Source organism: Pseudomonas sp. MS19 (genome assembly GCF_013277615.1).
In the GTDB taxonomy this organism is placed as follows: Bacteria; Pseudomonadota; Gammaproteobacteria; order Pseudomonadales; family Pseudomonadaceae; genus Aquipseudomonas; species Aquipseudomonas marincola.
In genome coordinates this window covers 87,315-102,571 of sequence record NZ_VBTO01000003.1, presented here as the reverse complement: position 1 = coordinate 102,571, position 15,257 = coordinate 87,315, and the positions used below count along the sequence as shown (strand labels likewise).

Sequence of the window (15,257 nt, the reverse complement as noted above, 5' to 3'; positions counted from 1 at the left end):
AGCAGCGTCATAGCACAGTGGTCATAGTTATCGCCTTATTGACCACAAGTATTTGACGCCAATGAAAGAGCCCGACGTCCCCAGCAGCCCACGGGTTTTCGTATTGTGGCGTGAAGCCAAAGACACCCAACTCCGAGCCAGGCTTGGCGGCTGTTATTACCTGAGCGCATGGTTGCTGGTTTGGTTGTTAGGCCCGGGCATGAGCGATCACACCTTGGCAGGCTTGACCGGTAGCGCTCTGTTTTTCGGCCTGATGCAACTACGCAAACGCCACACTCTACCGGTCGAGCTGACGGTACAAAACCTCAAGCGTTGGCTGAACCTGCACTGGGCGATCATTCTGGCCAGCGCCTTTTTGTGGGGAGTAACGGCTGCGTGGGCGCGCCTGCAACCCAGCTTTGATGAAACCTGGGCTCTGGTTACGCTGATGACCATCGCCTTCAGCACTGTTCACGCCTTCAGTTTTTCCATGAACCTGAGGCGCGCGCGACTCGCCCTGCTGATGCTCTATATACCGACATTATTGGTGATGTTGCATCAGGGACAGCAGAACCTCTCGACCCTGATCACACTCATGTTCTACCTGAGTTTTTTGCTGTTGCTGCTCAGCAGTAGCCACCGCGAGTACCGGCATACTCTGGCTATCGAGCTGCAATTGATCAAACGCCAGGAAGCGCTTAAACACTTGAGCCTGACCGACAGCCTCACTCAGCTGGGCAATCGGCTGAAGTTCGACAGCCTGCTGGCGAACATGATGAACAACGCCAAACGTCAGGGGGTGCCGCTGTCGCTGGTGATGCTGGATATCGATCATTTCAAGTCAGTGAATGATCGCTACGGTCATTCGTGCGGGGATATCTGCCTGGTCGGTTTTGCTGATGTAATGCGCAATGTCTTTCGCCGCGAGAGCGACACACTGCTGCGCTTGGGCGGCGAAGAGTTTGCGGTGCTCATGCACAACACCTCGCATAACAACGCCTATGTACTGGCCGAGAATTTCCGCAAAGCCCTGAGTGAGCATGATATGCCGATTGGCGAGCATTCCATCCGCATCACCTCAAGCCTGGGCGTTGGTTGCATGGACATTGAACTCGACTCTAGCCCGAATCAGTTTGTCCGGCGCATTGACGAGGCGCTGTATCAAGCCAAGTTCAACGGCCGCAACTGCACCGTTATGTCATCACCGCGTCGCCCGCAAAAACCCGATACCGCTGAGCGCAATCATGAGCCGGCGTAATTGCCAGCTATTGCGCCCGCCCTTGCCGCACAGCAAACCACTGCTGCACACATTCAAACAGGCTGTCGATCAGCACCGCGAGCAGGCCAATCAAGATAGCGCCCTGTAACACGTAGGCAGTGTTGCCATTCACCAACCCGGCAATAACCGGATCACCCAGCGTGCTGGCGCCAATGGTCGAGCCGATTGCGGCAGTGGCAATCGCCACCGTTACCAAGGTGCGAATACCCGCCAAAATCACCACGCTGGCCAGCGGCAATTCGACCTTGAACAAGCTCTGCAATGGGCTCATGCCAATGCCCCGCGCCGCTTCGATCACCGTTGGTGATACATCCTGCAGCCCGGCGAGCGTATTGCGCAGCACCGGCAATAAGCCGTACAGCACCAGCGCAAAGATGGTCGGCAGGCTGCCAAAGCCGAGCAGCGGCACGGCCAACGCCAATACCGCAACAGGCGGGAATGTCTGCCCGATAGACGCCACCTGACTTACCAGCGGCAGGAAGTCGCGGCCCCAGCGACGTGTCGCGAGAATTCCGGCTGCAACCCCGACAATCACCGACACCAGCGACGCAGCCCCGACAATCAGCAAGTGCTTACCCAGCAATTGCGCAAAGCTGCTGCGCTGATAAATCACCGCGCGGGCATCCGGTTCGACCTGGCGGAAAAAGCCCTCGAACTGATCCATCGAAAACACCGCCACCAGCAACAGCAGCAGCCACATGAGCGGCACCCAACCATTGCGCAACATCGCCAGCAACGACCTCATGCAGTCGGGCTGTCGAGCAAGGCGCGCATGGGCAATAGCCCCACCGCGTGGTTGTCGGCATCGCGCACACAGAGAATGTCGGTGCGATGCCAATACATCAGCGACATGGCCTGGCGCAGCGTGTCATCGACGTTCACTGAATGCTCCGGCAGATCACCGCTTAGCGCTTGCATGTGGGTTTTCACCGGTTCCAGACTGGCACGTTTGAGGCCGCGTTCGTTCTGCCCGAGCAGACTCTGCACGAACTCATTCACCGGGCGGTCGAGCAGATTGGCCGGCGTGTCATGCTGAACGATACGGCCCTTGTCCATCACTACAATCCGCGTCGCCAGTTTCAGCGCTTCATCAATATCGTGGGTGACAAACACAATGGTCTTGTTGATCTGCGATTGGATGCGCAACAACTCGTTTTGCAGCGAGTCGCGGGTAATCGGATCGAGTGCACCGAACGGCTCATCCATCAGCAGAATATCCGGGTCGCCCGCCAGCGCCCGGGCAACCCCAACCCGCTGCGCCTGACCACCGCTCAATTGGCTGGGAAACTTGTGCGCGAACTCGGCGTAAGGCAGCGACAGCAATTCCAGCAGCTCATGCACCCGCGCCTTGATCTTCTCCGGCGACCAACCCAGCAGCGTGGGCACCACACCGATATTGCGCTCGACACTCCAGTGCGGGAACAAGCCCGTGTTCTGGATGGCATAGCCCATGCGCCGACGCAACAACTTGGCATCGAGCCCGGCAATGTCTTCGCCGTCGATGCGGATATTGCCGCTGGAGCAGCTGATCAATTTGTTCAGCAGGCGCAGGGTTGTCGACTTGCCGCACCCCGATGTGCCGACGATCACGCACAATTCGCCGCTGTTGATTTGCAGGGAAATATCATCCACCGCCACCGCGTTATCAAACAGGCGGCTGACGTGGCTTAACTCGATCATCGGGGTCGGCGTCATGCCCGGACTCCTGGTTGGCAGTGTCTGGCCAGCGCGCTGAACAGTGCGTCGGCCAACAGTGCTAGAAAAATTGTCGGCAAGGCGCCCAGCAGCACCAGATCCATTGCCCCCTGCCCCAGCCCCTGAAAGATAAAGCTGCCAAAACCACTGGCGCCAATCAGGGCGGCAACTGCCACCAGACCGATGGCCTGGATGGTGGTGATACGGATACCTTCGATAATCACCGGCAGCGCCAACGGCACGCGCACCTGACGCAACACCTGCCATGAGCTCATGCCCATGCCGTGGGCAGACTCGATAACCGCAGGCGCTACACCGCTGAGCGCGACACTGGTATTGCGCACCACCGGCAGCAGGCTGTAAGCCACCAGCGCAATAATCGCAGGCGCCCAGCCGATGCCATGAATACCGAGTTCCTGCAGCACCGGGTACTTGTTGGCGAGATAACTCAGCGGCGCGATGAGCAAGCCAAACAACGCCAGGCTGGGGATGGTCTGAAAGAAATTCAGCAAGCCAAAAATTGGCCGCTGCAAACGCGGTACTCGCAGCGTCAGCCACGCCAGCAACAGGCCGATAATCAAGCTGCCAAGCAACGCACCGCCAACCAGACTCAGGTGCCCGGCAAGCGCCTGCCAGAATTCACTGCGGCGGCTGCTGTACTCGCGCAATAACGACAACGCGGCCAGATCGCCGTTGTTAATCAGCCAGGCGCTGATCAACACCAGACCCAACGGGGCCGCGCGCCACCAAAAGGGCGCGGGCTGCATGCGTTGGCGGCACTCGATAAGCAGCAAAGAGCCGATAAACAGCAAGGTCCAGCCGCCTGCGGCAATGCCAGCCCGTGCGTACGGCTGATCGGCAGCAATATGCAGATGAATGAACCAGGCCAGACTCAGGGGCAACTGGCACAGCAGCAGCACGACCAGCACCAGCATCAGGCGATAACGCAGTGGGTTGGGGCGCCAAGCCAGGGCGGCAATAGCCAGCAAGCCTGCGATCAAGCCGCTGGCCCACACAGAGCCCAATGCCTTGAACAACCCCAGGCCTTGACCCGGCACAATGCGATTGGCCTGCACACTGGCAAAGTCCGCTAGCAGCAACACCGCCAGCACAATGCACACCAAAGTTAGAACCACCCGATTAGGCGTCGGGCGGGGAGACTCCATTAGCCCACTCACTCAGGGTTTGATGCCGTCCAGAAACAAAGTGGCGACCTGTCGCGGGTCGGCGCCATTCACCGCAACATCGGCATTGAGCTTTTGCAGCACCTGCAGGTTGAGTTTGGCAAACACCGGCGCCAGCAAGGTTTCGATCTGCGGGTATTTCTTCAGCACCTCGGCGCGCACCAGCGGCGCAGGCTGATACACCGGCTGCACGCCTTTGGTGTCTTCCAGCACTTGTAAATCCAAAGCACTCAGGCCGCCATCAGTGCCGTAAGTCATGGCGCCGTTAACGCCATTGGTTTGCAGCGCCGCAGCGCGCAAGGTGGCCGCTGTGTTGCCGCCCGAAAGAATAACCAGCTGCTCGGGGCTGAGTTTGAAACCATAGGCTTTCTGAAATGCTGGCAAGGCACTCGCCGACTCGACGAACTCGGAGCTTGCAGCAAACTTGAACTCGCCGCCGTCATTCAGGTACTTAGCCAGATCTTCCAGCGTGACCAGTTTATTGGCGCGGGCAACATCACCGCGAATACTCATGGCCCAGGTGTTATTGGCGTCTGCCGGTTGCAGCCAGACCAGCTTGTTGGCCTCGGCGTCGAGTTTCTTCACCGTGTCATAGGCTTTTTGTGCATCCTTCCACACCGGGCTGTCGCCACGGTCGAAGAAGAACGCGCCATTGCCGGTGTACTCCGGGTAAATATCAATTTCACCGGCAATCAGGGCGTTGCGCACAATGCTCGTGCCGCCGAGTTGCAGGCGCTCGTTAACCGGCACACCGCCGCGCTTTAGCGTTTGCGCAATCAGTTGGCCCAGCACGGCGCCTTCGGTGTCGATCTTCGACGAGACCACAACCGCTTCATCCGCATGAGCACTGCCCATGCCCAGACACAAAAACACGCCCGCAACCAGACGCGTTAGTCGACGGCGATAACCCTCGGAAAAAGACATGTACGACCCCTTGTTACCTAGACATCTTGAGCGTGACAACCGGCCACACTGCTGAAATAAAGGATGCCAAATACGCCGAATCCGCGAGCTTTTACCCCCACGCGTTTCAGCCTGACATTCCATGTACGCGTTGCAGGGTAAAACACTAGGCCGCGCAGACCAACCTTATTGACCCAGGCACATCTTTAGCCCGGACTTGCCTGAGCGACTTAACACCCGCCCTAATCAACTCTAGTTCAAGGCTGTGCCAGCGCCGATTTATGTCGCCTGCTGAGCGCCGAGTATTTGCCAGAGCATGGGCCGCTCGCTAGGCTTAAGCTGCCTGCGCATGGATAGCCCACGCGCGCCCGGAACTTGATTTTGGACTGACATGACAGCAACGCCTGTTCAGCGAGTATTGGTTTTGGTCAGCAGCGGCCCGAGTACCCCGGCCCGCTGCGCTGCGCCGTTTTACACCGCCACATTGCTGGCCTGCATGGAGGCCGAAGTCACCCTGTTTCTCAGTGGCGAAGCCGGGCAACTGGCGATCACCGAGGTGGCAGACAACTTGTGTGCAGTGGCCGGCGGCGAGCCCATTCGGCACTTCATTCAACAAGCCAAGCAGGCTGGCGTGCGCATTCTGTTATGCCGGGCGCCTGGCGTTACGCTTGAACCCGAATGCCTGATTCCTGAACTCGACGAGATTGCCAGCGGCGGCGAACTGGCGCAGATGATTCTCGAATACGACCGGGTCGTGAGCCTGTGAACGTCAACGGACTGGAGTTCCCGGACGACTTGCTCTACGCCGCCGAGCACAACCTGTGGTTACGCGAAGAACCCGACGGCAGTGTCACCCTCGGCCTAACCGCCTATGGCTGCGCACTCTACGGGCAGATATTCGCCTTCACGCCCAAGCGCGACAACGCACACATCGAGTGCGACCGCAGCTTTGGTGTGGTCGAGTTCGCCAAGGCAGCCTCATCGGCACGCTCGCCGCTGGCAGGCATCATGCTGGCCAGCAATCACAACCTGGTGCGCAACCCCGCGCTGATCAACAAGGACTGCTACGCCAGCGGCTGGCTGATCCGCATCAAGCCAGATGACTGGCCCGCCACCCAAGCCCGTTTGCTCAGCGGTCAGGCAGCAGCTGAGGCGTTTGCCGAGCGCATGCGTCTGGACGACTACAACCCGCAAGACGATGGCGTACAGGCGCTGCGCGGTAATCCGCATTGAGCCCTGCAAACAACAGGCGAATGGCAAAATCGTCCAGCCTCGCCTAGTTTCAAATACACAGGGTTTATACAATCGCCGGCGAACCTTCAGCCACACGCGCTGACAAACACACCGCACGCCGATTCGTCTGAGCGAAAGCCTGCAGACCACCGTAACCCGACAGCCAAGAGCACGAGCGCATCATGAACAAAGAACTGATAGTTGAAGACATCGAGGTCGGCGACGGCAAAGCCGTGGTCCAAGGCGCGTTGATCACCACCCAATACAACGGCTATCTCGAAGACGGCCGCGTGTTCGACTCCTCCTATCAACGCGGCAAACCCTTCCAGTGCGTGATCGGCACCGGCCGCGTCATCAAGGGCTGGGATCAAGGCATGATGGGCATGAAGGTCGGCGGTAAACGCAAGCTCTTCGTACCGGCGCATCTGGCTTACGGCGAGAGTGAGTTCGGCCCGTTTATCAAGCCGAACTCCAACCTGATTTTTGAAATCGAGTTGCTCGAAGTCCTCACGCGCGACGAGTAATCTCGCGGCAATCAGGTACATCGCACGGCTGATGTACCTGACCTTCCTTAGCGCGTATCAGTAACGCGCATCGACCGGTTTTTTATCCTTTGGCCAGTCCTTGTCTTTGCCCGGGAAATCCGGCCGTGGCTGATGGGAAAAGTACGCGGCGACATCAACCGAATCCTGTACCGACAATCCGCCTTGCCCCAACGGGAACTTGTCACGGAAACCCACCGGCATATTGCGATTCACAAACGCCGCGGCCGTGTAAGTACGCGCCATACCGGCCCCCACGTTGAACGAGTGCTCGCCCCAAAGCGGTGGATAAATTGGCGTACCATCGGCGCGGGCCAAGCCTTCGCCGTCCTTGCCGTGACAGACCGAGCATTGCTGGTCGTAGACCTTTTTGCCATTGGCCATGTCCGGCTGGATCGAGGTATCAATCTTGCCGACCCCGCGCCCTTCAATGTTGTCATCCGGCTTGATGTTCATGCGCATCCAGTCGAAGTACGCGACCATCGCCTGCATATCAGCTGAATCGACTGGCAACGCCTTGCCATTCATCGAGCGCATGAAGCAGCCATTAATCCGTTCCTCCAGCGTGATCACCTTGCCGGAGCGCGCCTGATACGCCGGGAATTTGGAGCTCAGCCCTACAAATGGCGAGCCCTCGGCCACGGTGCCGGCATTCAGGTGACAACTGGTGCAGTTGAGCACATCACCGACGTTATCCGGCAACAGCGCCCGCGTATCCAGATGCAGACGCATGCCGCGCACAACTTGCTCGGCATTTGGCTCATCAAGCATTTTTGCCAGACGCGGTGTTTCAAAGGTCGAGTTATCGGTGGTCTGCGGGTCGAGTTGATCGCGCATTTCCTTGACCTGATCCGCCGATATCGCGGAACTGTTATTGCCCCAATTGCTGCGAATAAACGTGAGAATTTCAGCGACTTCCTGATCATCCAGCCGCGAGAATCCAGGCATGGTGTAAACCCGCGAATGCTCAGCAGTCTTTGCCGTCTGCCAGCCTGTGAGGGTGATATGCAACAGAGTCGTCGGCACCTCAGAGGCGGTGGTCGGGTTACCCGCCAGCGCCGGAAAGATACCCGGCACGCCGCCGCCATCAGGGCGGTGACAATCGGCGCAGAATTGCGTGTACGCCAACCCGCCTCGGCTGCTGAACAATGTATCCGGCAATGCTGCCGGCCCCTTGGCAACTGACGGCATCGGCAGATCGTTTTCACCCGCCGGCAGCGACTTCAAATAGGTCGCAATCGCCACCAAATCATCATCAGTGAAGTGCTGGGTGCTGTGGTGAATCACATCAACCATGTTGCCGGACACCGTGGCGAAACGATTCTGCCCGGTCTTCAGCAATTGCACGGTATCTTTTACCGTCCACAGATTGCGCAGGCTCAACGCACGCCATTCTTCGACATTCTCACCGGCCAGATAGTATTCGCCGCGGCTGTCGGTATCACTCAGCGCCTTCTCCTGAAACGCCAACCCGCGCGGCGTATGGCACGAGCCGCAATGCCCCAGGCCCTGCACCAGATAAGCCCCGCGGTTGGCCACCGCATCCTTGTTCGGGTCCGGGGTGAATGGCTCGCTGTCGACAAACACCATGTTCCAGAACATCAAGCCCCAGCGCAGGTTGAATGGGAAACTCATGTCTGCGTCGATATTCGGCTCGTTTACCGCTGGCACACCGCCCAACAGATAAGCGAACAAATCCTTGAGGTCATCGTCCGTCATCTTCGCGTAAGACGGATAAGGCATCGCCGGGTACAAATTCTGCCCTTGAGCATTCACACCTTCACGCATCGCGCGGGCGAACTCTTCAAACGTGTACTTGCCGATGCCGGTTTCAGGGTCCGGGGTTATGTTGCTCGAATAGATAGTGCCCATCGGCGTTTTCAGCTCCAGACCACCAGCCATGAGCTTGCCGCCGGGCGCGGTGTGGCACGCCACGCAATCACCCAGATGGGCAATGTATTCCCCGCGCTTGATCTGCGCAGAGTCGGTGCCTGCTGCGGTTTCACTGCCTTGCGCATGAGCCGCAAGCATCACCAGCGCACCCAGCGTTGCCTGAAAAATCCGTATGAAAGTCATGGCGCGTCCCTTTAGTCAGTCCCTGCACAGGCGCCCTAATGGCCCCATAACCTGTAATGACAAAAGACTACAGAGCGCAGGCCTGTCAAGGACTGACCTCAGTCACGAGTATACGAGCTGGTTAAAACCGACGAACAACCGCTGCACGATTGATTAGCGCGCCAAAACAGCCATTCCAGAGCATCCAGCGCCTCGCAAGCAGCCTCTATTCGCCTGATGAATGCTGCTTAGCGTGAGTGGCCCGCTCTGCTAAGTTCGGGTTATCCACAGCTAAGGGCGAAACCATGCAAGCACTTCACACGCAGTTCCTGTCGGTAAATGGCATCCGCCTTTGCGTGCACGTCGCAGGCCCTGAAACAGGTCGGCCCGTTTGGCTGCTGCACGGTTTCCCCGAATGCTGGCACTCATGGCGCGAGCAGATCCCTGCGCTTACAGCCGCTGGCTACCGGGTGTTCGTCCCCGAAATGCGCGGCTATGGCGCCAGCGACGCACCGGCAGACATCGAAGCCTATGACGTGCTGACCATTTGCGCCGACATTCAGGCCAGCATGACCGCACTCGACCAGCACGACGTGTGCATGATCGGCCACGACTGGGGCGCGATGATTGCCTGGCACCTGGCGCAACTTGAGCCGGAACGCATCAGCGCCGTGGTTACCCTGTCGGTACCCTTTGCCGGCCGCGGCAAACGCCCGGCCATTGAAATCATGCGCGAAGTCTTCAGCGACCGTTTCAACTACATCGTCTACTTCCAGCAACCGGGCGTTGCCGAGCAGGAACTGGATGCCGACATTGCCCGCAGCCTGCGCATATTCATGCAAGGCGCCAGCTCGAGCGACTTACTGCTGCAACCGCGCAGCAAGGACTCAACACTGTTTGCCGGTATCGAGACGCCCGCAGAGCTACCCGAATGGTGCGCCCCGGAAGACTTCGCCGTGTACGTCGAAACCTTCGCCGACAAAGGCTTCAGAGGCGCGATCAACTGGTATCGCAACTTCGAGCGTAACTGGCAGCGCACCGATTTCCTGCATGATGTTGTCATCCACCAACCGACGCTGTTCATGGTCGGCGAGCATGACCCGGTGGCCACACTGGAGGCTTACACCATCAGCAAGATGCCAACCCGGGTGAGCAATATTGAACAGCATCAACTGGCCGACTGCGGTCACTGGATACAGAGCGAGAAAGCCGCCGAGGTCAACGCCCGGTTGCTGGCGTTTTTAGGGCAACATTACCCGGCAGACAAAGCATCCGAGGCGCCCGCACAACCCCCGAAATGATGGTTTCGGAGTGAGTGATGGCAAATTAATGCTAGAAAGTCTCAAGTATCGGAATTAATGGTCGACAAATTGGCGTCAGATATTTCTCGCTTCTTGGTTTTTTAGGAGATTTACCGCCGTGCTATCGTCCCTCCGGCTTCGAACCAAACTGCTGTTACTCACATTAGTGCCCATTTTATTGCTGTGCCTGATGATCAGTGCGATCTCGGTAGTCCTCCTGCAAAACCTCGCCAATGATCAAGAACAACACACGCGCAGCAAACTGATCAGCGAACATCGCAACAATATTCAAAACTACGTAACCCTGGCCAAGCGCGCCATCACCCCGCTCTACGAGCAATCTGCCCAAGGCGACACCGCTGCACGTGCTCAGGCGGTCGAAATACTCAAGCACCTCAATTACGGCAAGGACGGGTATTTCTGGGGTTACGACGGTGCCAGCATTCGCCTGTTTCAGGGCGATACCGAAGACAAGATTGGCCAGGACTTCTCAACCTACAAAGACTCCAGCGGCGACTTCGCCATCCGCAACCTGGTTGCCGCTGGTAAAGACGGCAGCCACTTTGTCGATTACAGCTTCGTGCTCGGCGCAGATAGCAAGGTCGTGCCCAAAGTCGGTTACGCCGAGTACCTGCCGAAGTGGGACATGGCCTTCGGCACCTCAATCAACCTCGACGGCGTAGAGAACGACGTACAAGCGGCGCGTGCCGAATTCGAAGAACAAATCGACCGCCTGCTGTGGATCATGATCGGCTCAGCTGTTGGCCTGTTCGTGGTCATGGGCCTGCTAGCCAGCGTCGTCAGTGGCTCGATTCTGCGCCCGCTGATGCACATCAAAAGCAACCTCGACGACATGGCCGCCGGTGATGGCAACCTCAATCATCGCCTGCCCGTTGACAGCCATGACGAACTCGGCGAACTGGCGTCATCGTTCAACCGCTTCATTGAGAAAATTCACGGGCTGGTTCAACAAGTAGCGACAACCTCCTCGCAATTGCACGGTCTGGTCGGCGAAGTATCCAGCCAGGCGCAGCGCTCCGAACAGGCAATGGAAGGCCAACGCCACGAAACCGATCAAGTCGCGACCGCGATCAACGAAATGTCGGCCGCCGCCCAGGAAGTTGCCGCCAGCGCCCAGCGCGCTGCAGACGCCGCCCGCGAAACCGATCAGGAAGGCGCATCGGCCAAGCAAGTAGTCGAGCGCAGCGTAGAAAGCACACACAAACTGGTCGGCGAAATCCGCACCAGCAGCGCCTCGATTGATGGCCTGCGCCAAGACGTGCAAGGCATTGTCGGCGTACTCGAAGTTATCCGCGCCATCGCCGACCAAACCAACCTGCTGGCACTCAACGCCGCCATCGAAGCCGCCCGCGCCGGTGAAGCTGGCCGTGGTTTTGCCGTGGTCGCCGACGAGGTTCGTGCACTCGCAAGCCGCACCCAACAAAGCACCGGCGAAATCCAGGGCATGATCGACCGCCTGCAGACCACCACCGAAGACGCGGTAGAAGCCATGCAGCGCGCCAGCGCCATGGGCGAAGACACCACCGAGCAAGCCAATCAGGCCGGCAAATCGCTGGATGTCATCGCCGAACTCATCGGCACCATCAGCTCAATGAACGCGCAAATCGCCAGCGCCGCCGAAGAGCAAACCGCCGTCGCCGAAGAGATCAACCGCAGCGTCCACCAAATCGCCCAAGGCGTCGAAGTCGTCTCCAACGACGCCACCCAAGGCGCCAACACCGCCCGCGAACTCGGCGGCCTCGGCGGCCGCCTGCAAAAACTGGTCGGCCAGTTCCAGATATAACGCAGCGGTAAACAGCGAACACAACAAACCCGGCCCCGCGCCGGGTTTTGTTTTCTCGGGAAGTAACGTTTGATGAATGAAGATTGAACAGGAGATGTAAAGGTATAGAGATGGCGGAAGGCAGTAAGAGTCGAACTTACCTAGGAACGGCTGCCGTCCCCTACCGGGTTTGAAGCCCGGCCACGCCACCGGGCGTGATTGCCTTCCATATTGAGGGTTAAACCTGTGAAACCTTCCTTAGCAGCAATGGCATTGGTGAGGCTCGACGCCCGATCAGCATAGCCCATGATCATAAGCTTGTGGGTAACAGGTTTAACCGATTTGTCCCTTGGTTTGGTGATGCAGTCGCCGGTCTACGCCTTGGCGTTTTCGTTGAACAGAGGGCAGAAGAAGGTGCGTTCGTAGCTGATGATGCAGCGGGTTTCTTCGGCGTATTTGAAGGCGGCGATGCATTCTGGGTCTTGCAGTGATGCTGTTCGATATTGCTCGTAAGCGGTAAGGCTTGGGAATGTGAACATGGCCAGCGCTACATTGTTGGCGCCTTCGGAAGGAAGAAAGTAGCCGTGGTGTTGGCCGCCAAATTTTTCTACCAATGGAATCCAGAGCTGTGCGTAATGTTCAAACTCTTTGAGTTTGTATGCATCGATGATGTAGCGCAGATGGCAAGTGACCATGAAATTCCCTTAATGAATGACGCCTAATCCAGAGTTCAAGATTGACCGTTGTTTGGGTGAAGGTACGAGCCGCTTAGAAGGGCAATCTCGGGGCAGGATTAATATAGCTGGGGTGCCTCAATGACGGAAACCCTTCGGGGTTCCATCCTCCGGTTGGGCTTGGAGTTTTGGGTGGGGGATGGAATCTGCAAAGCAGCTTCCGTCATGGCGATTTGGGGCGGGGCTTGATTATTGTTTTGCGGGTTTGGCCTTTTGACGGAAACCCTTCGGGGTTCCATCCTTCGGGTTGGGTTGGAGATTTGCGGTGGAGGATGGAATCTGCGCAGCGGCTTCCGTCATGGCGATTTGGGGCGGGGCTTGGTTATTGTTTTGCGGGTTTGGCCTTGTGACGGAAACCCTGCGGGGTTCCATCCTCCGGGTTGGGATTGGTGGTTTGCGGTGGAGGATGGAATCTGCGCAGCTGCTTCCGTCATGGCGATTTGAGGCGTGGCTGATTATTGTTTTGCGGGTTTGGCCTCGTGACGGAAACCCTTCGGGGTTCCATCCTCCGGTTGGGTGGTTGGTTTGGGGTGGAGGATGGATTCTGCGCAGCTGCTTCCGTCATGGCGATTCTGGCGGGGCTGGTTATTGTTTTTGGGGTCTGGCCTTGTGACGGAAACCCTGCGGGGTTCCATCCTCCGGTTGGGTGGTTGGTTCGGATGGTTTTGAATTGGCCAGGGCTGACTCCTCGCGTACTTTGCGTTCGCCGACCAGGCGACGGGTGAAGCCGATGCGGTCGAAATATTCGAGTATCTGGATGCTGCGTTTGCGGCCAATGCCCAGGCTGTCGCGCCAGACTGCGGGTTTTATCGAGCCGTGTTGTTGCTGCAAGCCAACACCGATTTCTGCCAGTTGGCGGATGGTTTGTTCGGGGTAGAAGAGATCTTTGACCACCTGATGCAGTACGCCAAGGCGCGCCAGTTTGCGCAGCAATAAGCGCGTGGCGGCCTCATCGGTTTGTAAGTTGGCGGCGATGTCGCGTACCCAAGGCGGGTCGAAGTTTCCGTTCAGCAACAATGGCCATATCCGGTCGCGCAGGGCTTCATCCTCGGCGCCAAGCTGCACACTGTGATCAGGCAAATGCAACCACGGCCCACTGCTGCCGACATTTCCGCTGGCCAGCGCCTGCTCAAGCAGGGTGATAAATATCGGTCGTTCCAGATCGGCCAGTGCGAAGCGGCGCAGTCGGTCACGGTCTGGCCCGAGTTCGTCGGGGGATTGCTGATGAAACCGCTCAAGCCCCGCCAGCAGGCGCGCCGCCAATGCTTGCCAGTGGCTTTGGGTGAATAGCCGCGGGCCAAGCCGTGTGCTGATTTCCACGGTGTCTGCGGGCAATTGCCAACTCGCACGCGGGCGATTGAACTGGCGTTCGAGCAGGGCCGGATCGAGGCCGTTTTGCGCATTCTCGAGCAGGCTTTGCAGCGCCTGTTCGAACACATCGGTTTGTAGGCCTTGCAGCTGCGCCAAACGTGCAGGCAAACGTCGATTGCGCGCTGGGGCAAATGGGTCAAGTACGCGCCCGCCGCCGAGGGTTCGCTGCGCCGCTTGATCACGCAAAACCAGACGATCGCCGTGCACGGCATGCACCGGCGCATTCAGCAGCAGTTGCGCAAAACCCTGCTGGCCCGGTTGCAGGCTACTGCCTTCAAGCAGCGCCACCCGCCCGGTAACATCCTGTGCGCCGAGGTGCACATGCACCGGCGTCCAGTGGCTGAATTCGCGCGTCTCGCTGGGCAGCAATTGCAGTTGGATGTCGAGCCGCGTGGTGGGTGCATGTAGCTCCGGGGTCAGCAGCCAGTCACCACGGCGCACATGCTCCAACGCCAGCCGCTCGCCGGTAATGTTGAGGGCTACGCGCTGCCCTGCCCTTGCCTGTTCGGCAGGCTGATTCTGCGCATGCAGGCCACGCACTCGCACACGGCGGCCGCTGGGACTGAGCAGCAATTCATCGCCTACTTGCACCCGCCCGGCAAAAGCGGTTCCGGTGACGACCACGCCCGCGCCAGCCACTGAGAACGCCCGGTCTATCGGCAAGCGGAAGTAACCGCTATTGCTGCGCGATTGCACCTCGTTTGTGGCGCTGAGTAATGCGCTGCGCAGCTCTTCTATGCCGCTGGCGGTGATGCTTGAAACCGGCATGATTGGCGCCGCGCTGAACGGTCCGTCTGCCAGCAGTTCACGTATCTGCCGCTGCACATTTACGACACGCTCGGGCTCGACTCGATCAATCTTGTTCAACGCCACCAATGCCCGGCGAATACCCAGTTGCCCGGCAATGGCCAGATGCTCGCGCGTTTGCGGCATGACACCATCATCAGCGGCCACCACCAGCAACAGCAAGTCGATGCCGCTGGAGCCGGCGAGCATGTTGTGCACGAAACGCTCATGGCCGGGCACGTCGATAAAGCCGCAGAGCTGGCCGTCACCTATATCGGCATACAAGTAACCCAGATCGATGGTGATGCCGCGCTCACGCTCTGCCGGGCGCTTGTCTCCGGCAATACCGGTTAGCGCTTGCAGCAAGGCGGTTTTGCCGTGGTCGATATGCCCGCCCGTGCCGATGATCATG

General features: G+C 58.6%; 13 protein-coding genes and 1 tRNA gene. 6 read left to right on the top strand and 8 right to left on the bottom strand.

Features of this window, described 5'->3' with window-relative positions:
• Positions 1 to 61 precede the first annotated feature (61 nt).
• Entirely contained in the window at positions 62 to 1,237 is a 1,176-nt protein-coding gene (locus FEZ62_RS00965) for a GGDEF domain-containing protein (protein WP_172926521.1), read from the top strand.
• Between the two features lie 7 nt (positions 1,238 to 1,244).
• On the opposite strand, the gene FEZ62_RS00960 is transcribed toward FEZ62_RS00965, so the two are convergent.
• The 4 genes from FEZ62_RS00960 to FEZ62_RS00945 are packed head-to-tail and all read right to left on the bottom strand — an operon-like array spanning position 1,245 to position 4,992.
• Positions 1,245 to 1,958 (bottom strand): ABC transporter permease, encoded by a 714-nt coding sequence (locus tag FEZ62_RS00960; protein ID WP_345940411.1) that lies wholly within the window; start codon positions 1,956 to 1,958, stop codon positions 1,245 to 1,247.
• 41 nt (positions 1,959 to 1,999) lie between these two features.
• Positions 2,000 to 2,953, bottom strand: coding sequence for an ABC transporter ATP-binding protein (locus FEZ62_RS00955; RefSeq protein WP_242454855.1), 954 nt, complete (start codon positions 2,951 to 2,953; stop codon positions 2,000 to 2,002).
• Positions 2,950 to 4,119 carry an ABC transporter permease gene (locus FEZ62_RS00950; protein ID WP_172926520.1) on the bottom strand — a complete coding sequence of 390 codons (1,170 nt, stop codon included), beginning with the start codon at positions 4,117 to 4,119 and terminating at the stop codon, positions 2,950 to 2,952. Before FEZ62_RS00950 ends, FEZ62_RS00955 begins: the two co-directional genes overlap by 4 nt.
• A gap of 12 nt (positions 4,120 to 4,131) precedes the next feature.
• Positions 4,132 to 4,992 (bottom strand): ABC transporter substrate-binding protein, encoded by an 861-nt coding sequence (locus tag FEZ62_RS00945; RefSeq protein ID WP_242454858.1) that lies wholly within the window; start codon positions 4,990 to 4,992, stop codon positions 4,132 to 4,134.
• 439 nt (positions 4,993 to 5,431) lie between these two features.
• Here FEZ62_RS00945 and FEZ62_RS00940 point away from each other — a divergent pair, with 439 nt between their 5' ends.
• The 3 genes from FEZ62_RS00940 (at position 5,432) to FEZ62_RS00930 (ending at position 6,797) form a co-directional block, all read left to right on the top strand.
• Complete coding sequence (locus FEZ62_RS00940) at positions 5,432 to 5,806, top strand: DsrE family protein (protein WP_172926518.1); 375 nt, start codon at positions 5,432 to 5,434, stop codon at positions 5,804 to 5,806.
• Positions 5,803 to 6,273 carry a glycine cleavage system protein H gene (locus FEZ62_RS00935; protein ID WP_172926517.1) on the top strand — a complete coding sequence of 157 codons (471 nt, stop codon included), beginning with the start codon at positions 5,803 to 5,805 and terminating at the stop codon, positions 6,271 to 6,273. Before FEZ62_RS00940 ends, FEZ62_RS00935 begins: the two co-directional genes overlap by 4 nt.
• 182 nt (positions 6,274 to 6,455) lie before the next feature.
• A complete protein-coding gene (locus tag FEZ62_RS00930; RefSeq protein ID WP_172926516.1) occupies positions 6,456 to 6,797 on the top strand; it encodes an FKBP-type peptidyl-prolyl cis-trans isomerase in 342 nt (113 codons plus the stop codon).
• Positions 6,798 to 6,854: 57 nt separating this feature from the next.
• Here FEZ62_RS00930 and FEZ62_RS00925 read toward each other — a convergent pair whose 3' ends face one another.
• Positions 6,855 to 8,846: a c-type cytochrome gene (locus FEZ62_RS00925; RefSeq protein WP_242454857.1), complete on the bottom strand. Its 1,992-nt coding sequence runs from the start codon at positions 8,844 to 8,846 to the stop codon at positions 6,855 to 6,857.
• Positions 8,847 to 9,175: 329 nt separating this feature from the next.
• Here FEZ62_RS00925 and FEZ62_RS00920 point away from each other — a divergent pair, with 329 nt between their 5' ends.
• The gene (locus FEZ62_RS00920) at positions 9,176 to 10,171 is read left to right on the top strand and encodes an alpha/beta hydrolase (protein WP_172926514.1); all 996 of its coding nucleotides are present in this window, start codon (positions 9,176 to 9,178) and stop codon (positions 10,169 to 10,171) included.
• Positions 10,172 to 10,289: 118 nt separating this feature from the next.
• Positions 10,290 to 11,975, top strand: coding sequence for a methyl-accepting chemotaxis protein (locus FEZ62_RS00915; protein ID WP_172926513.1), 1,686 nt, complete (start codon positions 10,290 to 10,292; stop codon positions 11,973 to 11,975).
• 111 nt (positions 11,976 to 12,086) lie between these two features.
• Here the strand turns inward: FEZ62_RS00915 and FEZ62_RS00910 are convergent.
• The 3 genes from FEZ62_RS00910 to selB all read right to left on the bottom strand — a co-directional run bounded on the left by FEZ62_RS00910 (position 12,087) and on the right by selB (position 15,256).
• Positions 12,087 to 12,182, bottom strand: a tRNA-Sec gene (locus FEZ62_RS00910).
• Positions 12,183 to 12,328: 146 nt separating this feature from the next.
• Positions 12,329 to 12,649, bottom strand: a complete 321-nt coding sequence (locus FEZ62_RS00905; RefSeq protein ID WP_172926512.1) for an NIPSNAP family protein — start codon at positions 12,647 to 12,649, stop codon at positions 12,329 to 12,331.
• Positions 12,650 to 13,273: 624 nt separating this feature from the next.
• Positions 13,274 to 15,256, bottom strand: a complete 1,983-nt coding sequence (selB, locus tag FEZ62_RS00900) for a selenocysteine-specific translation elongation factor (RefSeq protein WP_172926511.1) — start codon at positions 15,254 to 15,256, stop codon at positions 13,274 to 13,276.
• Between the last annotated feature and the right edge of the window lies 1 nt (position 15,257).